19 protein-coding genes are annotated in these 20,520 nt (G+C 67.5%); 6 read left to right on the forward strand and 13 right to left on the reverse strand.

The window, feature by feature from the left end; genetic code table 11:
• Positions 1–8: 8 nt before the first annotated feature.
• Complete coding sequence (locus tag BLV57_RS40060) at positions 9–581, forward strand: chorismate mutase (RefSeq protein ID WP_091299267.1); 573 nt, start codon at positions 9–11, stop codon at positions 579–581.
• Here BLV57_RS40060 and BLV57_RS40065 read toward each other — a convergent pair.
• On the reverse strand, positions 578–901 hold the full coding sequence (locus tag BLV57_RS40065) for a hypothetical protein (protein ID WP_176969025.1): 324 nt from the start codon (positions 899–901) through the stop codon (positions 578–580). The genes BLV57_RS40060 and BLV57_RS40065 overlap by 4 nt on opposite strands.
• Before the next feature lie 336 nt (positions 902–1,237).
• On the opposite strand from BLV57_RS40065, the gene BLV57_RS40070 reads away from it, so the two are divergent.
• The 4 genes from BLV57_RS40070 (at position 1,238) to BLV57_RS40085 (ending at position 4,888) form a co-directional block, all read left to right on the forward strand.
• A complete protein-coding gene (locus BLV57_RS40070; protein WP_091299274.1) occupies positions 1,238–1,693 on the forward strand; it encodes a low molecular weight protein-tyrosine-phosphatase in 456 nt (151 codons plus the stop codon).
• Positions 1,690–2,541 (forward strand): fructosamine kinase family protein, encoded by an 852-nt coding sequence (locus tag BLV57_RS40075; RefSeq protein WP_091299277.1) that lies wholly within the window; start codon positions 1,690–1,692, stop codon positions 2,539–2,541. Before BLV57_RS40070 ends, BLV57_RS40075 begins: the two co-directional genes overlap by 4 nt.
• Positions 2,542–2,736: 195 nt before the next feature.
• Positions 2,737–3,936 carry a DUF222 domain-containing protein gene (locus BLV57_RS40080; RefSeq protein ID WP_245757718.1) on the forward strand — a complete coding sequence of 400 codons (1,200 nt, stop codon included), beginning with the start codon at positions 2,737–2,739 and terminating at the stop codon, positions 3,934–3,936.
• A 109-nt stretch (positions 3,937–4,045) separates the two neighbouring features.
• Positions 4,046–4,888 carry an SURF1 family cytochrome oxidase biogenesis protein gene (locus tag BLV57_RS40085; RefSeq protein WP_091299278.1) on the forward strand — a complete coding sequence of 281 codons (843 nt, stop codon included), beginning with the start codon at positions 4,046–4,048 and terminating at the stop codon, positions 4,886–4,888.
• Here the strand turns inward: BLV57_RS40085 and BLV57_RS40090 are convergent.
• Positions 4,844–5,782: a cobalamin biosynthesis protein CobD/CbiB gene (locus BLV57_RS40090; protein ID WP_091299281.1), complete on the reverse strand. Its 939-nt coding sequence runs from the start codon at positions 5,780–5,782 to the stop codon at positions 4,844–4,846. The genes BLV57_RS40085 and BLV57_RS40090 overlap by 45 nt on opposite strands.
• A 49-nt stretch (positions 5,783–5,831) precedes the next feature.
• On the opposite strand from BLV57_RS40090, the gene BLV57_RS40095 reads away from it, so the two are divergent.
• On the forward strand, positions 5,832–6,329 hold the full coding sequence (locus tag BLV57_RS40095) for a gluconokinase (RefSeq protein ID WP_091299284.1): 498 nt from the start codon (positions 5,832–5,834) through the stop codon (positions 6,327–6,329).
• On the opposite strand, the gene BLV57_RS40100 is transcribed toward BLV57_RS40095, so the two are convergent.
• From BLV57_RS40100 to BLV57_RS40150, 11 genes are all read right to left on the reverse strand, one after another.
• Positions 6,313–7,302 carry an N-acetylglucosamine kinase gene (locus BLV57_RS40100; protein WP_091299491.1) on the reverse strand — a complete coding sequence of 330 codons (990 nt, stop codon included), beginning with the start codon at positions 7,300–7,302 and terminating at the stop codon, positions 6,313–6,315. The genes BLV57_RS40095 and BLV57_RS40100 overlap by 17 nt on opposite strands.
• Positions 7,299–8,564 (reverse strand): 6-phospho-beta-glucosidase, encoded by a 1,266-nt coding sequence (locus BLV57_RS40105; RefSeq protein ID WP_091299288.1) that lies wholly within the window; start codon positions 8,562–8,564, stop codon positions 7,299–7,301. The genes BLV57_RS40100 and BLV57_RS40105 overlap by 4 nt, the downstream gene beginning before the upstream one ends.
• The gene (locus tag BLV57_RS40110; RefSeq protein ID WP_091299290.1) at positions 8,561–9,451 is read right to left on the reverse strand and encodes a carbohydrate ABC transporter permease; all 891 of its coding nucleotides are present in this window, start codon (positions 9,449–9,451) and stop codon (positions 8,561–8,563) included. The genes BLV57_RS40105 and BLV57_RS40110 overlap by 4 nt, the downstream gene beginning before the upstream one ends.
• A complete protein-coding gene (locus BLV57_RS40115) occupies positions 9,451–10,437 on the reverse strand; it encodes a carbohydrate ABC transporter permease (protein WP_176969026.1) in 987 nt (328 codons plus the stop codon). Before BLV57_RS40115 ends, BLV57_RS40110 begins: the two co-directional genes overlap by 1 nt.
• Positions 10,438–10,442: 5 nt before the next feature.
• Positions 10,443–11,825: a type 2 periplasmic-binding domain-containing protein gene (locus tag BLV57_RS40120; protein WP_091299296.1), complete on the reverse strand. Its 1,383-nt coding sequence runs from the start codon at positions 11,823–11,825 to the stop codon at positions 10,443–10,445.
• 10 nt (positions 11,826–11,835) lie between these two features.
• The gene (locus BLV57_RS40125) at positions 11,836–13,095 is read right to left on the reverse strand and encodes an ROK family transcriptional regulator (protein WP_091299299.1); all 1,260 of its coding nucleotides are present in this window, start codon (positions 13,093–13,095) and stop codon (positions 11,836–11,838) included.
• Positions 13,096–13,438: 343 nt separating this feature from the next.
• Positions 13,439–14,458, reverse strand: a complete 1,020-nt coding sequence (gene nudC, locus BLV57_RS40130; protein ID WP_091299302.1) for an NAD(+) diphosphatase — start codon at positions 14,456–14,458, stop codon at positions 13,439–13,441.
• Positions 14,455–15,837, reverse strand: a complete 1,383-nt coding sequence (locus tag BLV57_RS40135) for a M16 family metallopeptidase (RefSeq protein WP_091299494.1) — start codon at positions 15,835–15,837, stop codon at positions 14,455–14,457. Before BLV57_RS40135 ends, nudC begins: the two co-directional genes overlap by 4 nt.
• 2 nt (positions 15,838–15,839) lie before the next feature.
• Complete coding sequence (locus BLV57_RS40140; RefSeq protein ID WP_091299304.1) at positions 15,840–17,120, reverse strand: M16 family metallopeptidase; 1,281 nt, start codon at positions 17,118–17,120, stop codon at positions 15,840–15,842.
• Positions 17,121–17,140: 20 nt separating this feature from the next.
• Positions 17,141–18,721 carry a DUF2207 family protein gene (locus BLV57_RS40145; protein WP_091299307.1) on the reverse strand — a complete coding sequence of 527 codons (1,581 nt, stop codon included), beginning with the start codon at positions 18,719–18,721 and terminating at the stop codon, positions 17,141–17,143.
• Positions 18,718–20,475 (reverse strand): DUF2207 domain-containing protein, encoded by a 1,758-nt coding sequence (locus tag BLV57_RS40150; RefSeq protein ID WP_091299308.1) that lies wholly within the window; start codon positions 20,473–20,475, stop codon positions 18,718–18,720. Before BLV57_RS40150 ends, BLV57_RS40145 begins: the two co-directional genes overlap by 4 nt.
• Positions 20,476–20,520: the final 45 nt, after the last annotated feature.

Raw genomic sequence — 20,520 nt, forward strand, 5'->3', positions numbered from 1 at the left:
CCGAGGTCATGCGCGTTCGGTCTTGGGTCGCCTGTGTTCTGCTGTCCACCAGTGGCCTCGCGGTCGCCGCGATGCCCGCCGCGGCGGCAACACCATCGTCGTCCTCACTTTGGCCCCTGACTGATCTGGCGGCCCAGCGGGTGCAGATCGCGGACAAGGTCGCCGCGGCCAAGTTCGGCACCACACAGCCGATCGACGATCCCGTCCGCGAGCAGCAGATCCTGAACGACGTCGCGGCCAAGGCGGCCGGACTCGGGCTCGACCCGGCCACGACGGTGCGCTTCTTCCGCGACCAGATCGAAGCGAACAAGGTCGTGCAACGCGGTCTGTACGCACGCTGGACAGCGCATCCGGAAGAGCAGCCCACGGTGCGCCCCGATCTGGCGACCGAGGTCCGGCCGATCATCGACCGGCTCAACGCCGGGCTGCTCGACCAATTCGCCGCCACAGTGGCCGTTCGAGCCAGTCACACCTGCGATCTCCGGCTGGTCATCACCACGCGAGTAGTCGACTTGCGGAGGCACCTGGACCGCCTCCATCAGCGTGCGCTGGTGGAGGCGGTCCAGTCCGTGTGCGGCTAGAAAGGCCAACGGGCGGTCTCGCCAGCCTCGATCAACGGAATCATCCTGAAGGCCTGGTCGGTCAGGCCGCCGAAGGTGTACCGGTTCGGAGCCCCGACCGGCGTGTGGCCGTATCGGTACCCGGCGAGGTTCCAGGTGTAGATCGGAACCGAGCTCGGAAGACTGGTGCTGACATCACCGTAAGCGTCCTGCTCATCGGTGACGATCACCACGCGGTCGTTGGAGACGGCAAGCAGGAAAAGTTCGATCTTGACGTCGCGCGGGTATCCGGCGCCACCTTCATAAGTGGTCGTCCGAACAGCGGTGTTGAACTTGGCCATCCCCCAAACCCATCTTGCTTGCGAGGAACGCGAACAGATGCACTCGAGTAATAGTCGGCGAAAGTGATGTCAAATGCTCTTCCGCATTGAGCTACCTGGCCTGCTAAGACCTGGACGGGATTTGAACCCGCAACCCTTTGATCCCGAAGTAACCCTCACCTGCGCACCGAGTGCGCCTGCCGGCGCTCTCCCGAGAAATTAGTCGCCCACGGCTCGGTTTCATTAGGAGTGAAGTAGCCGTGAGTTTCGCTGCGGGAGTGCCCCTCAAGGCTAACAGCGCGGCATCCTTCAACCGAACCGATTTACGATCGCAGCACGATGAGACAGACTGACGCCATGCTTCATGTCTGCTTCGTCTGCTCCGGCAACATCTGCCGCTCGCCCATGGCCGCTCTCGTTGTCAAGGAGCATCTGCGCCGTGAAGGCTTGTCCGTGCGCGTCAGCAGCGCCGGTACCGGTCCGTGGCACGCAGGCGAGCCTGCCGACTCCCGTGCTCAGGCGACGCTGCGCGCCTACGGTTACCCGACGTCGCACATCGCAGCCGAAGTCGACGACGACCATCTGGAAGCCGATCTCCTGCTCGCCGCGGACGCTGGTCACCTGCGGTTTCTTCGGAGCCGCGTCGCGGATCCGTCAAAGGTGCGACTCCTGCGCGACTTCGACCCGGAGGCGCCTGAAGGAGCAGAGGTGCCGGATCCGTACTACGGCGCGGACGGCGGCTTCACGGATGTACTGGCCATGATCGAGCGTACCGTTCCAGGTCTGTTGAAGTGGGTGCGAGAGCAGGGATGACGGCCAAAGAGGCAGCCGAGCAGCTCCTCGGCTGCCGAGTTGACGACATCCAGCCCCTGTCCTCAGGCGTTTATGCGGTGACCAGCGCGGACAGGCGCTTCATGATCAAGCGTAGCCAAGGTGTGGCGGAATCCGCCGGCCTGCGCTGGTTGAGCGAGCACGGCGACGTGGCGGTTCCGCGCGTGCACGGCTCCGACGACGAATGGCTGGTCACGGACTTTGTCGTGACAGGACCGCCCACGTTCGAGGCCGCGGACGCGTTCGGCAGAGGCCTGGCCGCCCTGCATCTGCGCGGCGCGGACGCGTTCGGTGCCGCGCCGCCTGGTGGTCCGGCAGAGGCCACTATCGGACTCGCGCCGCTGCGGAACGATCCTTGCGACGATTGGCCGACGTTCTACCTGCGTCACGGCATCGAGCCCTACGTCAAAACGTGCGTTGACCAGGGACTGTTGACCTTCCAGCAGGCAAACGTATTCGACTTGGCAGGCGCGGCGCTACCTGAGCTCTGCGGCAGCGCAGAGCAGCCGGCTCGGCTACACGGCGATCTCTGGAACGGCAACCTGCTTTGGGGAATGGGCGGTCAGGTGTGGCTGATCGATCCCGCCGCGCACGGCGGCCATCGCGAGACGGATCTCGCGATGCTGCGCCTTTTCGGCGCACCGCTACTGGACCACATCCTTGGCGCGTACGCCGAGGCCGCCGAAAACGCTGGAACACCGCTACAGGCGGACTGGCAAGGCAGAACCGACGTGCACCAGCTCTTTCCGCTGCTGGTTCATGCTGCCCTCTTTGGTGGTGGCTACATGGCTGAGGCGTTCTCATCGGCCCAGCGTGTGTTAGCACTTTAGTCGCTTCGTGCTCCCGCCCGAAGCGACTCCCAGCAACGCGTCGCCCTGACTTCTGGACGCCTACAGCGCATTTTCGGGCCATTTGGTCATTTTCGCGCGAATACGAGCATCTTTGCTACTTTCGTTCCGTTGATTTTTCGTGCCGTAAGCACGCGTGGTTAACGTGGCAGCGTGACCTCCAGGCAAGCAGTTTCAGTGCAGCAGCTGTCAGATGACCAGCTGACTGCCGCCATGCTTGCATCCGAAGAGGCTTTGAACCGCGAGTACGCTCGGATAGTGGATCTGGTCGGCGAATTCGACAAACGTGCGCTCGCGCCGACGAAGGGCAGCCGCAACACATCCGTATTCCTCGTGAGCGCACTTCGCCTGTCCTATAAGGAGGCGCGAGCCAGAGTCGCACAGGCGAAACTGGCGATGCCAGTCGCGAAGACTGCCATGGCTTCAGGAAAGATCAATCGAGAACATCTGCAGGAGATCGAGCACGTCATGTCCCAGGCACCGGAGTCGCTGCCCGATGCCGAACGCACAGCGGACGAGGACTCGCTGGTCGCTCTGGCTCAGCAGGCAAGTCCGTTCACGGTGCGCAAGATCGGGGTCCGCCTCAGGTCGTATTGGAACGTTGAAACCAAGGACCCGAAAGCTCGGGAACAGGATCTGGCTCGTCCCAAGCGAACGTTCCACTACAACATGACTTCCGATGGAGCGATGAAGTTCTCGGGCGTCTTGGATCCAGAGACTTCGACGCTGGTGGCAAGCGTTCTCACTCCGCTTTCGAAGCCGGACCCTGCCGATGAGATCGGCAAACCTGATCGGCGCACGAAGGACGAAAGACAAGGAGACGCGGTGGCGGCGGTGTTCGATCTAGCCGCTCGGGCTCCCGATCTGCCGATCAACGCCAGCGAACGCACCACGATGACCGTGACCGTAGGACTCGATGAACTCGAACGGCGCGCAGGCATCGCGATGCTCGACGGCTACCAGGCCGTCAGCGTGTCCCAGCTTCTCAAGATGTGCTGCGACGCGCGGGTGGTACCGGCAGTGCTGGGAACGGCAGGCGAGGTCCTGCACCTGGGTCAGCCCGCTGAACTCGCCTCCCCAGCTCAGCGGGCGGCCCTCGCGATCCGAGACCGTGGTTGCAGCCGCCCCGGGTGTACGAGAGGCCCGAAATGGTGCACGCCTCAGCAGATGACGCGGTGGATCGCCGAGCATGGACCGGTCGAGCTCAAGGATCTCGGCCTGATCTGCGAACGCGATCGGCATCTACTCCATCACACAGACTGGGAGATCCAGGCGGGCGAGTCCCGGATCGAGTGGGTGCCACCGGCCTGGCTGGATCCCGAGCGAACGCCGATCAGCAATACCGCCCACGACCCGCCTCGTCACAGCGCGGCCTAGAGGTCGACATGCCGATACGACGATTCGCGGGTGACCATCCGAACGACCCGCTTGGTCTCTTCAAGGACCTAGCTGCCGCGCCTGACCAGGCACGGCCTACCGTGGAGGTGTGCGGTTGAAGTTCCTGCTCCGGCCTGGGTGGCTGGCGTTGACGCTGGTGGTGTTCGCGTTCGCCGGCTCATGCTTCACCCTGCTCGCACCCTGGCAATTCAGCAGGAACACCGAGCGCGAGACGCAGAACGCTGCCCTCCAGGCGTCGTTCGTAGGAGCCCCGAAGCCCCTCGGAGAGCTGCTACCCGGCGGAGCAGCACCCGACGAACGGACGCAGTGGCACCTCGCGACCGTAACGGGCTCGTATTTGCCGGACGCCGAGGTCATCGCACGACTACGGACCGTGCAGGGCGAAGCCGCATTCGAGGTGCTCACGCCGTTCAGGCAGGCGGACGGCGCGGTGATCCTGATCGACCGCGGGTACGTCAGGCCGAACGCCAAGTCGCGAGTGCCGGACTACGCGGCACCCCCGAGTGGCACGGTGAATCTGGTCACGCGCATCCGCGTGGACGAGAACGACCCGAAGAGCCGAGACGCGTTCGCAGACGCCTCCACCGACGGGAAGCTGCACAGCTACGTCGTCGACTCGCGAGTTGTGGGCAGGGCGACGAAGCTTGAGATCAGGCCGGGCTACTACCAACTCGACAACGGTCAGCCCGGCGTTCTCGATGCGTTGCCGCTGCCCCAGACCGACGCAGGCCCCTTCTTCTCTTACGCGTTGCAGTGGATCGCGTTCGGAGCGATGGCGTTGTTCGGGTGGGCGTACTTCACGATTCGCGAGCTCAAACCGGGCGGCGCTTTGACCGGTGACAAGCAACGGCGCAAGTCCGTCGCCGAGATCCTCGCTGAGGACGAGTCAGCGCCTGCGTCGCAGTCCGAGAAGGCCGGCCAGAACCACTGAGCTCGCGGCGGCGAGCCATCCGACGACGCGAGAAAGCTCCACGGCGCGCGTCACATGCCCCGCGTCCGGGTTCCGGCCAACGCCCAGGACTGGCAGTTCCTCAATGCCGTGCGGATAGATCGTGCGGCCGCCGACGCGGATTTCGAGCGCTCCCGCGAACGCGGCCTCGACACGGCCGGCGTTGGGGCTGGGGTGGGCAATCGTGTCGCGACGCCACGCCTTCCACGCACCTTGGGCGGACCCGCCCACGACAGGGGCTCCCGCCACAGTCAACGCCGCGGCGACACGCGTGGGGACCAGGTGAGCAGCCTCATCCACACGCGCGACGAACCACCGGTACCGAGGTGAGCGGCCACGGGCCTGGCGACGGAGCAGGCTGACCGCTCGGGAGCCGAGCAGGCCTGGAGCGCCAGCTAAGGCACCCCAGAACAAAGGAGCGACGACGACGTCGGAGGTGTTCTCGGCCAGCGATTCGACCGACGCACGCGAGAGGGCGATCGTGTCCAGGTCGTCAGCAACCCTCGGGTCGAGGCTGGCGAGCGTGTGACGGGCCGCGGGCAGTTTGCCGTCTTCGAGGTCACGGGCCATCGCGGTGCCATGGGTAGCGAGGTCGGCCGCGCCCAGGACTGCCCAGGTCGCGATCGCTGTGCCTGTTGCTTGCGCCACAGGGCTGCGGCGGCCCAACCGCTCGGTCAGCACGCCGACCAGGACCGCTGAACCCGCCAAGGCGCCAGCGTGGAGCACCCCCGCGAGCGGGTGGTCCGAGTTCAGGCGGGCCGCCAGGGCCTGGGAAGCCTTGGCGAATGCGCTCGCCGGACGGCCATGCCGAGGCGTTCCGAGCACACCGTCCGCGGCCACGCCCAGCATCAGCCCGATCGCGCGCCCCGCGGTCACCCTGCCCCCTGTGTTTCCTGACAGCCCATCAGTGGGGCAGGCTACCCGGATGACTGTGTTCGTCGTGATGGGTGTGTCAGGTTCCGGGAAGACAACGCTCGGCAGGAAGCTCGCCGACGCGCTCGAGGTCCCCTACGCCGAGGCTGATGAGTTCCACTCACCCGAGAACATCGCCAAGATGAGTTCGGGAACCCCGCTCACCGACGAGGATCGCTGGCCCTGGCTGCGGTCGATTGCCGCTTGGATCCACGACCATGAGCAGCAGGGTGGGGTTGTCACCTCGTCGGCGCTCAAACGCGCCTATCGTGATCTGCTTCGCGACGGCAATGACGACGTTCAGTTCGTGCATCTGGATGGCAGCAGGGAGTTGATCGCGGAGCGTCTCGCGCACCGCAGCGGGCATTTCATGCCGCCGTCGCTTTTGGACTCCCAGTTCGCCGACCTCGAAGCGCTCGAAGCCGGCGAACCGGGATGGATCATGAATGCCGCGGATCGCCCGGACGAGATACTCGCGGCGGTACTGCAGAGGATCAAACTCGCTGAGTAGCCGCTCGGAGCCGAACCTTCGACGCCTCGTCGGCGCCGATGGTGTCGAGTCCGAACAGCGCGGCGCCGACCACCGGTGCGACGTCGACGATCTTGACGACGGCCTTCGGCGCCACCTTGAGACACCGTCGTTCGATGTCAGTGATCACCGAGGCCGCGACGCCGGTCAGCACCCCGCCGCCCAGCACGATCTGCGGGGCTGACTCCGTCAGTTCGAGACGGCGAAGGATCACCCCGACGAGCAGGCTGACCTCCTCGACGAATCGGTCGACGACCTCCTGCGCCACCGCGTCACCGGCTGAAGCGATCCGGAACAGCAGCGGGCACAACTCGTGGATCGAGTCGCTGTGGATCTCCTCGAAGTGCAACCCCTGCACGACCTCCAGCACGGTCGAGGCACCGTAGTGCGTCTTGACCGCGTCGGTCAGCGCGGTGGCCGGGCCCCGGCCGTCCTCGGCTCGGATCGCCCACCACAGGGCTTCTTCGCCAAGGCGGTAGCCACCTCCCCAGTCGCCGGAGATCTTGCCCAGCGCGGGGAAGCCGGCTTCGCGACCGTCCCGGCCGATGCCGACGCCGTTGATGCCCGCACCGCAGACCACGGCCACCCCGATGCCGTCGGACGTGCCTGCCCGCAGCAGAGCGAGCGTGTCGTTGGCGAGGGTCAGGGACTCCGACCAGCCTCGAGCGGCCAATGCCTTGGCGAGGGCTTCCTCTTCACGGGGAAAGTCGAGCCCAGCCAGGTAGGCCGACGTGTGCACCGCGAACGGCCTGGTCGTTGATTTGCCCGCGGCCTCGAGGGCTTGGAGTACCAAGCCCTCGAGCGCCGTGACACAGCCTTCGACCCCGACGTTCTGCGGGGACGCACCCGGACCACGTGAGCTGCCGAGCACGGTGCCGGCAGCGTCGACCACTAGGACGTCGGTCTTGCTGTTGCCGCCATCGATGGCGATCACGACGTCTTGGGGTGCGGTCATGCGGTAGCCCACGGTAGAAGGTGCTGGTTCTCCTTGACCAGGCTGTCGGCTAGCTGGTCGGCGTAGTCGTATTGGCCGACCAGCGGGTGCGCGAGCAGCGCGTCCGCGACACGGTCGCGGCCTCCCTTGAGCGCCGCCTCCAATGCCAGGTTCTCGTACGCAGTGACGTGCGAGATGAGTCCGGCGAACAGTGGCTCGACCGGGCGCGCCGCGAGTGGCTTGGCACCGGTTCCATCCACGGAGGAGAGCGCCTCGATGACCGCGTCGTCGGGCAGGAACGGCAGGATGCCGTTGTTGGCCACATTGACGACGTGCTCTTCAGCAGGGCCGCCGCCGGTGAGCGCGTGCACGAGCTGGACGGCCGCCTCGGAGTAGTACGCGCCACCACGCTTCTCGAGCGCCTCGGGCTTGGTGACGACCTCCGGGTCGGCGTACACCTTGAGGAGCTCTTCCTCGACGTCGCTGACCACGTCGGCCCGCGGCCGCTCGGTGCGCTGTTGCTCGACGATCTTGTCGTGGGAGTAGAAGTACTTCAGGTAGTACGACGGCACGACGTTCATCCGGCGCATCCAGCCCAGCGGGACGCTGACGTGCTCCGCGATGTACTCGCCGTGCTGTCCGAGCAGCTCGGGCAGGCGGTCGACGCCGTCGACGTAGACGCCGCGTTCCCAGCTGAGGTGGTTCAGCCCGGTGTGCTCCAGGCGGACGTCGTTGGCGCCGACACCCAGCAGCTGCGCGAACGTCCGCTGCAGGTGGATGGCCACGTTGCAGAGGCCTACCGCGCGGTGGCCTTCGCGCAGGAGTGCCCTGGTGACGATGCCCACCGGGTTGGTGAAGTTGACTATCCAGGTGTCGTCACCCGCGACTTTCCTTACCCGCTCGGCGATGTCGAGCACCACGGGCACGGTCCGCAACGCCTTCGCGAGGCCGCCCGCACCGGTCGTTTCCTGGCCAACGCAACCGCAGGCGTGTGGGAAGGTCTCGTCCGAACGACGTGCCTTCTGACCGCCGACGCGCAGCTGGATCAGGACGGCCGACGCGCCGTCGACTCCCTCCTCCAGGTTGTTGGTCGTGCGGATCCGTGCCGGGTGCCCGGCGTGGTCGAGCAGGCGCTGCCCGAATTCGCCCACGATGTCGACCCGGTAGGTGTCCGGGTCGATCAGCACGATCTCGTCGACGTCCAGCGTGGTGCGCCGTCCGGCGATTCCGTCGATCAGCTCGGGCGTGTAGGTCGAGCCGCCACCGACAACCGCTAACTTCATCCCTTAACCCCTGTGAATGTAATGCCCTTGACGAAGGACTTCTGCGCGAAAGCGAACAGAATGAGAACCGGGGTCATGCACAGCGCCGTTGCCGCCATGGTCAGGTTCCATTCGACGTGGTGCATGCCGCGGAACGACGCCAGCGCGAGGGACATCGTCCAGTTCTCGCGGCTGTCGCCCGTGTAGAGGAGCGGACCGAAGTAGTCGTTCCAGGTGAACAGGAAGCAGAACATCGCGGTGGCCGCGATACCCGGCTTCGCCATCGGGATGAGCACCTTGGTCATCGCCTGGAACTCACTGCACCCGTCGATCTTCGCCGCTTCCAGGTAGTCCTTCGGAATGGTGAGGAAGAACTGCCGGAGCAGGAAGATGGAAAACGCGTCGAACAAGAAATACGGCACGACGAGCGGGGCCAGCGTGCCGGTCAGGCCCAGCCGCACCCACAGGTCGTACAATGGGACCACGACGACCTGTGGCGGCAGCATCATGGCCGCCACGACGAGCATGAAGAAGATCGTGTTGCCCCGCCAGCGCAGTTTCGCGAGTCCGTAGGCCGCCGGGATCGACGAAACGAGCACGCCGATCGTGGCCAGCCCCGAGTAGACGAAACTGTTGAAGAAGTAGGTCAGCAGATCCGACTGCTGGAAGACCTTGACGAAGTTCTCGAAGTGCCATTCGCTCGGCCACAGGCTCGAGGACATCGCCTGGTCGCTCTTCATCACCGCGGTCAGCACGACGAACAGCACCGGGGCCGTGAAGATGACCGCGAGTGCGATACCCGTGCTGTGGGTGGCGATGGAGAAGAGCCGCTTGTCCCAGTCCCGCCGTCGTTGCACGATCGGCTTGCGGGGAACCGGGCGGCGTTTCGTTTCGCTCAGCGTGATCATCAGCCCTCCTCCGCCGTCGATGCCTTACGGATCTGCCGGACCAGGATCGCGGTGAACGCGAACGAAACGATGAACAGCAGTACCGCCATCGCCGCCGCGTATCCCATGTTGAAGTACCGGAAGCCCTGCACGTAGAGCCAAACCGGATAGGTCAGCGTCGAGTTCTGGGGCGCACCGATGTATCTGGTGTTGCCCGCGACGTCGGCGGCGCCGGACGCGACCGAGCCCGCCACGATCGCCTGGGTGAAGAACTGCAGCGCGAAAATGATCGAGTTGACGATGCCGAACAGCAGCACCGGCGAGATCGACGGCAACGTGATGTGCCAGAACCGCCGGACCGGGCCACAGCCGTCGAGTTCCGCCGCTTCGTACTGCTCCTGCGGGACGTCGAGCAGCGCGGCGAGAATGATGATCATCAGCTCGCCGGAGCCCCACATGACGAGCAGGGTCAGCGCCGGCTTCGACATCGCCGGGTCGTTGAACCACAGTCCGCCGTCGACACCGACCAGCCTCAGGAACCGGTTGACCGGGCCGAACTCGGGGTTGAACAGGAAGACGAACGCGAGCGTCGCCGCCGCGGGCGGGGCGAGTGCGGGCAGGTAGCACAGGGTGCGGATGAGGCCGATGCCCCGCTTGAGCCGCGAGATCACCGAAGCCACACCGAGCGCGAAGACCACCCTGACCACCGTGAGCACGATGACCAGCCAGAGTGTGTTGTACGCGGCCTTGCCGACCAGCGGTTCGCTGGTGAACATCCGCACGTAGTTGTCGAACCCGATCCACTCTGGCGGATTGATCAGGTCGTACCGGGTGAACGAGTAGTAGACCGTGGCGATCAGCGGGTAGCCGAAGAAGATGGCGAATCCGATGAACGCCGGGGCCATGAAGCCGAGGAATGTCCACTTGCGGCGGGAGCGGCCCCCCGCCCGTGCCTTTCCAGACACGGGCGAGGAGCTTGTCGCCTTCGGACTCAACGTCGCGGTCACTACGATCAGCCGCCGCCGCGCTTCTGGGCCAGCTCGTCGTTGATCTGCGCGTCGACCTTCTTCAGGCCCGCTTCCAGATCCGGCTCGTTGCCGGCCTGCCAGCGCTCCGCGAAGTCGTTGACGGCCTTGAGGTGCGCGTCACCGATGTTCGTGGACGGGTTGGGCAGCAGCTTGCCGCTGCTGAACATGTCCAGGAACTTCTGGAACTGCGGGGTGACCTTCAGACCAGGGTCGTGCAGCGATTCGTTGGTGCTCGGCAGGTTCTTGAGCCCGTTGGACAGCTCGACCAGGGTCGGGGTGTCCAGCGACATCTGCTTGACGAGCTCCCAGGAAGCGCCGGGGTTCTTGACGCCCTTGGGGATCGCGATGATGGTGCCCGTGGTGAAGGCACCGCCGTAGCGCTGCTCCTTCTTGCTGTCGAGCACGGGCGGGGGCGCGGTGTCGAACTTGAGGTCCGGCGCCTGGTCGCGGATGAAGGCCTCACGGTATTCACCGTCGTAGGTCATCGCGATCTTGCCCTTTTGGAACGCGTTGTCGGCCGAGTACTCGTCACCGAGGCCTGCCTTGAATTGCTCCAGCTTGTCGTGGCCGTAGAAGTCGATGAGCTTCTTCTGGAAGTTGAACATCTCCTTCCACTCCGGGCTGGCGGCCAGGTTGGACTTGCCGTCCTTGTCGAGCCAGGTGGCGCCGAAGTTCGGGGCCCAGATCTGCGCCTGGTTCTCGTAGAACGGCATGTTCGGCAGGAAACCCGCGACCTTGATCGAACCGTCCGGGTTGAACTGCGTCAGCTTCTTCGTGTACTCGAACAGCTCGGTGGTGGTCTCCGGGGCCTTGCTGAGCCCGGCGGCCTTGAGCATGTCGGTGTTGACGTAGAAGCCGTAGACGTCGGCGAGCATCGGCATCGCGCACCGCTTGCCACCGAACTCGGTGTAGCTGCGCACCGCGTCCGGGATGGTGTTGATGTCGATCTTGTCGCGCTCGATGTAGGGCTTCAGGTCGATGAAGCTGCCGGTCGAGCACCAGGCGCCGAGGTTGTCGGTGAAGAACGAGATGGCGACGTCGGGCGGGTTGCCGCCGCGGATCGAGGACGTCAGCTTGTCGTCGTCCTGGTTGCCCTCGTGCTTGATCTCGATGTTCGGGAACTTGGCCTTGAGGTTGTTGAGCCCCTTGGTCACGATGTCGAACTCGCGCGAGGTGAACTTGCTGTAGACGGTCAGCGTGAGCTTGTCGTCCTTGTTGGGCGCGGCCGCGGCGGTGCCGTCCTTCGCCGCGCCGCCACCGCCCGCTCCGCCGCAGGCGGTGAGCATCGCGGCGGACGCCGCCACGCTGGCGAATATCAGGGCGCGCCGGGGGCGGCCACTTCCTCTGACCCGGGTCATGGAGCGCATGAGCCTCCTCCTAGTCGGTTATGCCGGGGGACTGTGGAGCTGTTCTCGAACTCGGGATCGCGACGGCGGCGCCGGGTGATCCCTCCGCGGTCCTGCGTGACCCGAGTAGCGATGAGGTCGTCGCGGAAACCAGGCCGAACACGTCCTCGCGCACGGTGGCGAGGGCGGACTGAAGCGCACCGGCGCGGACGGCGTTGCCCTGTACGGAGGCGAGGCCGACGGGAGTGCGGGGAAGAACGAGTTCGTGGAGCCGGACGGCGACGTGTTCGGCGAACACGTCGCCGCCCGCGCGGCTGACGTCGCCGCAGAGCAGGACGACTTCGGGGTCGACGACGCTGACCACGCTGGCGACGCCGCCGGCGACGCGGCGCGCGAGGTCGTCGAGGAAGCCGTCGGCACCGGTTTCGCGGGCGTTGGCGACGGCGTCCCAGCCGGTTTCGCCGGGCACCCCGTGCGCCTTGGCGAGGCGTACAATCGCGGGTGAGTCCACGAGTTCGCCGAAGCGGGCGCCGGAGCGGGTGATTCCCTCCTCGGTTTGGGCCGACGCGGGATCCGGTACGCGCATCCAGTCGATTTCGCCGCCGCCGCCGGTGGCGCCACGCAAGAGATGCCTGCCGACGACGACCGCGCCACCGACGCCTTCGCTGAGCCAGACGAGGACGAAGTCCCGGAGATCGACGGCCCGGCCTTCGGTCATCTCCTCGATGGCGACGAGGTTCACGTCGTTCTCGATGGTGACGTCGATGTTCAACTCGGTGCTGAGCCGGGTCGGGACGTCGAAGCCGAGCCAGCCGGGGATGTGGGGGGCGGATCCTATGTGGCCCGTGCGCGGGTCGCAGGCTCCTTGGGCGCCGATGACGACGTGGCGCAGGTCGGCGCGCTGCAGGCCGGCGGCCTTCGCGACGCGGTCGAGGGCGGCGCCGAAAGAACCGACCACGTCGGCGCCGGCGTGCACGGGGAGTTGGACGCGGTGCTCCGCGAGGACCGCGCCCGTGATGTCGGCGACGACGAAGTCGGCGACGTGCGGGGTGAGGTCGATCGCCGCGACGTGGGCGAGTGAGCCGTTGACGGTCCAGAGCTGTGCTCGGGGACCTCGGCCGCCGCCGCGGACGCCCGCTTTGACGACCACGCCTTCGTTTTCGAGGCGGGCGAGCAGCTGGGCGGTGGCGGGCTTGGAGAGGCCGATCGCGTATTCGAGTTCCGAGCGCGTCGAGGGCCCCACCCTCAGCAGGGCGTCGATGGCGGCGCGGTCGTTCATCTCGCGCAGCATCCGGGGGCTTCCGGCTCTCACTCTGTACTCCGACTTTATTAGGAAACTTTACAGACGATTTGCGGGACTGTAGTGAGCGCCACCACAGCCGTCAACACCGGTTTGAAACAGACAGATAACGCTTCGCGGCCCGCTGGACGGCACACGCCTGGTAGGTGAAGATTTTTCACCGGGGAACCGTTTACCGAGCAGAATCGGTCACACTCGGGCGGCTGACCTGCGCAACGTTGGGAACTTTCCCGCTCGGCGGCTCAGCTCGTGAAGGACATACGGTCACCTAAAACGAAGGACGCCTCCCCTAGCCATGTGGCGTAGGGAAGGCGTCCTTCCGAACTAACGTCGCTCAGGCCTCGGCGTGCGCCCAGGCGTCGAGCATGACGCGGGCGATCGAGGAATTGCCCGGCATGATCATCGAAGCACGGCCGCCCGCGATGGGGGTCGGGACCGCCTGCCCAGTGCGTTCCTGGGAGTTCGCGAACGCGGCGCGGACCTCGTCGCGCGAGACCCACAGCGCTTCCTCGATCTCACCCTCGGCCGGAGTGAGCGGGGCCGCCATGTCGGCGCGGGCGGTGAAGCCCAGCATGATCGAGCGCGGGAACGGCCACGGCTGGCTCCCGAGGTAGCGGATGGCCGAGACTTCGGCGCCCACCTCCTCGCGGATCTCCCGCTCGACACAGCCTTCGAGTGACTCACCCGCTTCGACGAAGCCCGCGAGCACCGAGTACCGCCCCGGCGGCCAGATCGGCTGGCGCGCCAGCAGCACGTGCGAGCCGTTGACGCCGGAGTCGTCATGCACGAGGCAGATCACCGCCGGGTCGGTGCGCGGGTACTCCTCGCGCTCGCACGAGGTGCACTTGCTCGCCCAGCCCAGCTGGATGAGCTCCGTCTTGGCGCCGCAGCGCGTGCAGAACCGCGCCTGGCGATGCCAGTTCCGCAGCGCCTGCGCGGTCGTGAACAGGCCCGCGGACGTGTCGTCGAGCAGGTCGCCGTAGCCGCGCAGGTCGACCCACGCTTCGCCGTCGACGACCGGGACCTCCTCGAGCACGCCCCAGCTGCCTGCCAGCTTCTGGATCTCGGGCTCGCCTTGCCATTCGCCTCGGGTCGCCCAGTAGTCGACGTCCTGCCACTCCCCCAGGAACACCGCGTCGTCCGGCGGTGTGTCGCCGAAGTCGAGTGCCTTGCGGGTCGCCAGTGTCGCCTCGGCGAGGCGGACCGGCGACCGGCTCCGGTCGTCGAGCAGCATCACGCGAGCCTTGGGCCACCGTGCGCGCAGCCGATCGGGGTTGCCACGCAAGGCCTCCTGGCGATCCACGGTGGACCGGGACAGGGTCGGCAGAGCGGCGAGCTGGAACGGAACGGTCATACGGCGGGGTCACCCACGGTCACGTCACCTACGGCGGTCAGCTTCTCCGCGAGCAGGTCCGCGTCGCCGACGATCACGCCGGTGAACCGCTTGGGCCCGAAGTACCCCAGCGCCGCCTTCTCCACGTCTTCGCCGGTCACCTGGGCGAGCCGCGTCGGGTGCTCGGCGAGCCATTCGAGACCGAGCCCGTTCGACACCAGCGCGGTGAGCTGGCGCGCCAGCCCGGCCTGAGAGGACGTCGAGGTCACGAGCGAGCCGATCGCGTACTGGCGCACCGATTCGACCTCGTCCTTGGTCGGCGGCACCAGCGCGAGCCTGCCCAGCTCGTAGCGGGTCTCCAGCAACGCGGCCGCGGTCGCGGGGCTGGCGGTGTCGGCGTCGATGTTGACCGTCGCCGTCTGGTCGGTGAACTCGAAGCCCGAGTGCGCGCTGTAGGTGTATCCCTTGTCCTCACGCAGGTTTTCGACCAGCCGCGAGGAGAAGTAGCCGCCGAAGGCCAGGTTCGCGAGCTGCAGCGCGGCGTAACCCGGGTCCGTGCGCGGCAGCGCCTGCGCGGACAGCCGGATCTGCGACTGCACGGCGCCCGGCCGCGGCACCAGCAGCACCGGGCCGCCGGTCAGCTCCGGCAGCGCGGGCAGCCGGACGGCCGAAGCATCGGAAACCCAGCCGGACAACGCCTTTTCGATGTCCGCGACCACCTGCTGCGGGTCGACGTCGCCGACGATCACCAGCGCCGAGCCGCGCGGCAGTACGGACGCGGTGTGCAGCGCGCGGACCTCTTCGGCGGTCACCTCGGCGACATCGGTCGCCTCCGGGGTTTCGAAGGTCGCCGGGTGGTTGCCGTAGCGGTGCTTCTGCAGTGCCTCGCGGGCGATCGTGCGCGGCTGCGTCCTGGCGATGCTGATCCGCTCGATCAGCCGCTCCTTCTCGCGCGCCACTTCGGCGTCCGCATAGGACGCGCCGGTGAGCGAGTCGGCGACCACGTCGAGCAGCGTCGGCAGGCCACTGGACAGCGCGTTGCCGGAGATGATCAGGCGCTCCGGGTCGACGCCGGAGGAGATGTCGCCGCCGATGAGCGCGAGCTCGGTGTCGATGCCGACGCGGTCGCGCCGCACGGTGCCGGTGAACAGCGTCTCGGCGAGCACCTCGGCGCGCGCCGGGTGCATGCGGTCCTCACCGGCGAACGGGATCCACAGGCGGAACTCGATCAGCGGGACGTTCGCCTTGCGCACGGCCAGCACCCGCAGCCCGTTGCCGAGCACCGTGTCCACATGGGACAGATCGGCGGCGGCACGCTGCTCGCCGAGCGGCGGCAGCGGCCGGGGGCCCTGCTCGGTCCGGCCGATCTCCTCCGCCGTGCGATGTGTTGCTGCGGTCACGATCACTTGCCTCCCTCGGGCTTGACCACCAGTACCGCGCGCGAGTCCGGGCGCAACGCCTTGGCCGCGGCCGAGACGTCCTCCGCGGTGACCGCGGCCATCCGGTCGGCCAGCGTCGACACCAGTGCGGCGTCGGAATAGAGCAGTTCGAACGAGCCGAAGCCGAGCGTGCGCGAGAGCAGCTGGTCGTGCTCCTGGTGCAGGCCCGCGGCCCAGCGGGCGGTCACCCTGGTGAGCTCCTGGGCGTCCGGCGGGGTCGAGGCGAGCTTCTCCAGCTCCTCGTCCAGCGCGCCGAGCACGCGCTCGGTGGTGACGTCCGGCGGGTGGATCGCGGTGACGGTGAACGTGTCCGGGTCACGCGCCTCGAACGGGCCGAACAGGCCGGCGCCCGCGTTGAGGTCGACGACCAGCGGCTCGCGGTGGACCAGGCGCTGCTGCAGCCGTGAGCCGTCGCCGTCGGTCAGCACGCCCGCGAGCACGAGGTTGGCGAGGTAGCCGTCGAGGTCGTTGATCGGGTCCGGCATGCGGTAGCCGACACCGAGCGCCGGCAGCGGGGCGTGCGGGTCGATGTGCTCGCCGCGCAGCTCGCCGACCGGGTGCGGCTCGAAGAACGAGGGCCGGTCGGGGCGCGGGCGGAACTGCACGTCGCCGAAGTGCTTCTCGATGAGCTCACGCGCGCGGTCGACCGTGAAGTCGCCCCCGACCGTCAGCACCGCGTTGGACGGCGCGTAGTAGGTGTCGAAGAACGCGGCGCAATCGTCCAGTGTGGCCTGTTCGAGGTCCTCGAACCCGCCGTATCCGTTGTGCGCGTTGGGGAACGTCGAGTACAGCACCGGCGGGAGCAGGATCCACGGGAACCCGCCGTACGGCCGGTTCAGCACGTTGAGGCGGATCTCCTCCTTGACCACGTCGATCTGGTTGGCCAGGTTCTCCTGCGTCAGCTTGGGCGCGCGCATGCGGTCGGCTTCGAGGAACAGCGCGCGCTCGAGTGCCGCGGCGGGCAGTATCTCGTAGTAGTCCGTGTAGTCCGGGTGCGTGGAGCCGTTGAACGAGCCGCCGCTGGACTGCACGTGACGGAAATGCGCGAGTTTCTCGAGGCTTTCGCTGCCCTGGAACATCAAATGCTCGAACAGGTGCGCGAAGCCGGTTCGCCCTTCCGGTTCGGACCGGAAGCCCACGTCGTAGTGGACGCTGACCGCGACGACCGGAGCGGTGTCATCCGGCGCCAGCACCACGCGCAAGCCGTTGTCGAGGGTGAACCTAGTGAGTTCAGGAACCGCCATGGCCTCACCCTACGGGTTTCTCAGCCTTCGAGGCGACGCCCCCGGCGCGACCCGGCGAACGTTCCCACGAGCGCGGCGGTGAATTCACTCACCCGCCGCAGTGACCCCACTCCGCCGTACCAGTACGGCTTCGGCGGCGACTTCAGAGCGTTGAACGCGTTCACCCAATCGTCGACTTCACCGAGGGTCAGCGCGTACGGTAGCGCGCGAGAGAACACCAGGTCGCGGGCCAGTTTGGGGACGCCTTTCGCGCGCGTGGCGTGCAGCTGGCCCTGAAGCCCGAGCAGGCGGCGGCGCAGCTGCCTGCCCCGTTCGGTGCGCGCCGGGACGAACCGGGCGGCGAACGCGGTGAGCCCGCCCGCGACGGCGACGGCCACGCCGACCTGCGCGTAGCCGATCGTGAACGCGAGCACGGCCGTCAGGAACAGGCCGTAGCAAGCGACTCGGAGGCCACGACGGGGCAACGCGCCGCGGCGCCGGAGCCAGCGGCGGCCGATGACGTCGTCGCGCAGGACCGTTCGCACCGTCGCGATGCCCACTCGCTCGGCTCTGAGCTCGGACAACGTGCGAGTGTCACCGGGCAGTACGAGTTCGAACACCGCACGTTCGAAGTCGGTGAGGTGCTCGTCCGGCAGGTTGCGGCGGGTCAATCGCCAGTCGGTGAGGCCGTCTTCCTCGCTCTCCTCGACCCAGAGGTAGTTGCGGACGGCGAGATCGAGCACGGTCGCGGCGAGGTCGACCTCGTCGGCGCGTCCGGACAGGACGGTGCCGACGTGGCCGGGCAGCACGCCGTCCGGGGACGCGAACACGGCGTCCGCGTCGTCGCCGGACACGACTTCGACGGGCAGCGGCTCCGCCGGCTCGGCGTCGCGGCGCCGGGTGAGCCACAGCCACGCGCCGCCGATGACGGCGAGCATCGCGAACAGGATCCAGCCGAGCACGACGGGCGTGGTGACCACGAACGCGCCAGCGAGTGTCTTCGACGGGGCGAATTCGGCGTTCGCGGGCACCGAGCCGTTCGGCAATTCGACGGCGATGTCCATCGGCTGCCCGGCCGCCAGGTTCTGCTGGCTGAACCTGGTGAGTCCGATGTGGTCGATCTGCGCGGCCCCGCAATGCCGGTCCGCGGAGCCGAGTGAGCAGCTGACCGCCTTCGCGATCTGCGGCGCCGCGAAGGACGCGCGGACCAGTGCCAGCTTCGTGTCCCAGCCGCCGGCGAGACGCCAGCTCACGTGCAGCACGTCGTGGTCGTCGTCGACCGCACCGTCCACTTTGTACCGGAGGATCGAGGTGCCGCCGCGCAGTGTCGCGGTGAACCGGTCGTCGGTCTGCTCGGTGGTCCCGGCGCCTTCGAGGCTGACGTCGCGGATTCCGTATACGCGGTCACGGTTACGCGCGGCCGGCACACGCAGATCGATCTTGCGGACCATGGTCGTGCCCGCGGGGACCGAAACGGCTTCGACCACCGACAGCGTGCCGTCGCGTTCGACCTTGAGCTGAATCTCCGCGCTGTTCGGCAGGTTCGGCAGCGGCGGCTCGTCCGCCCATGCTGAACCTGCCTGAACCAGCAGGAAAACCGCCGCGAGGAGCGCGCCCCTCACGCCGGGGCGGGCTGCAGCGAACGCAAATGGCCCGATTCCGCCAGCAAGCCGTCCAAAGCCGTCAAGAACGCCGGGAAATGCGTGGCGAAGCGACGCAGATCGCGCTCTTGATCCAGTCCGCCGAACCAGTACAGCCCGGCGGAACCGTCCGCCGACGGGTCCAGCGACGCGAACGTCCGCAGCCAGCGCTCGCTGTCGCCGAGCACGACCGCGAACGGCAGCGAGCGCGAGAACACCAATTCGCGATCCGCGGGCGGGATGTCCTCGACCTTGACGTTGTGCAGGTAGTCCAGCAGCCCGCGCACGTTGCTCACGAGCAGGCGCCCGCGCGGGGTCCGCGACGGCAGCCAGCCCGCGCCGAGCACCAGCGCGATCCCGGCGACGGCCAGCGCGACACCGAGCAGCGCGTGCCCGATGCTGAACGCCAGCGCGATCGTCGCGGCGAGCCCGGCGCCGAACAGGCCGACGCCGACCCAGGTCAGCAGGCCCCGGCCGCTGTCGGGGCGGCGCGCGAACCAGCCCTTGCGCACCACGTCGGTGTACATCGCGTCGCTGACCTTGCGCAGGTCCAGCGAGCCGCGCGAGCGGATCTCGGACAGCAGCACGGTGTCCGTGCCGTCGGGCAGCAGCGCTTCGAAGATCGCGCGCTCGAAGTCGTGCAGGTTCTCGTCGGCGGGGTTGCGGCGGCTGAGCTGCCAGTCGACCGTGCCGGAGCCGCTCGGCACCTCCGCGATCCACAGGTAGTTGCGCACCGCGAGGTCGACGACCGTGGCGCTGATGTCGACCACGTCGACTGTCTCGTCGACGACCGTGCCGACCTGGCCGGGCAGCACGCCGTCCGGCGATACGAAGGTGACATGCCCGCCGTCACGCTGCAGCACGTCGACCGGGCCGGACCCGCCCGCCAGCGCGTCGGCGTCCCGTTTGCGCAGGCGCCACACGAGCAGCGCGCCCGCGAGCAGCAGGAGCGCGAGCAGGCCGAAGCCGATGCCGACCGCCGTGGTCAGCGCGAACGCGCCAGCGGCTCCGGAGATCGCTTCGAACCGCGCGTTCGCGGGCACGGAACCCGCGGGCAGCCCGACGGACAGGTCCACCCGGTCGCCCTGCTTGAGGTCGTCGTGCTCGACCCGCACGATGCCGGTGTGGTCGACCTCGGCGAGCGTGCACTGCTGATCCGAGCCGATCGGCCCGGCGAAACAGTTGACGAGGGAGAGCTCGCGCACGGGCGCGATAACCGAGGCGGTGACCCTGGCGATGGGCTCCGACCAGCCACTCGCGAGCTGCCAGCGCAGCTGCTGCCCGCCGTCGAGGTCGGCGACCGCGCCGTCCACTGTGTACCGGACGGTCGACTCGCCCGCCGGGTAGGTGATGGTGACCTTGTCGGCGTCCTGGCTGAAGGTCGCCGGGCCCTCGGCCTTGATCTCGGGGACGCTGAAGACGCGATCCTGGTCACCGGTCGCGGGCACGCGCAGCGGGATCACCCGGACGAGCTGTTTGCCGCCGGGGATCTTCACCTTGTCGGTTACGTTCAGCTTGCCGTCGCGCCCGACTTTGAGCTCCAGATCGCTGGTCGGGCCGTCCGGCTGCGACTCGGCGACCCGCCCGGCGACGCCGTTCGGCGGCCGCGGGATCGTGATGTCCGGCTGGTCGGGCACGGAAGGACCGCCGGACGGCGGGATATCGAAGTCCGGCTGGGCCGGGAACATCACGGCGGCGGCGGTCAATACCGCGGCCGGCCCCCATTTCGTCAACACAGCCACACACCCTAGATCAATCCATTTATGCTGGCGGCCCAGAAG

Origin of the sequence: Amycolatopsis xylanica (assembly GCF_900107045.1) — a bacterium.
GTDB lineage: Bacteria > Actinomycetota > Actinomycetes > Mycobacteriales > Pseudonocardiaceae > Amycolatopsis > Amycolatopsis xylanica.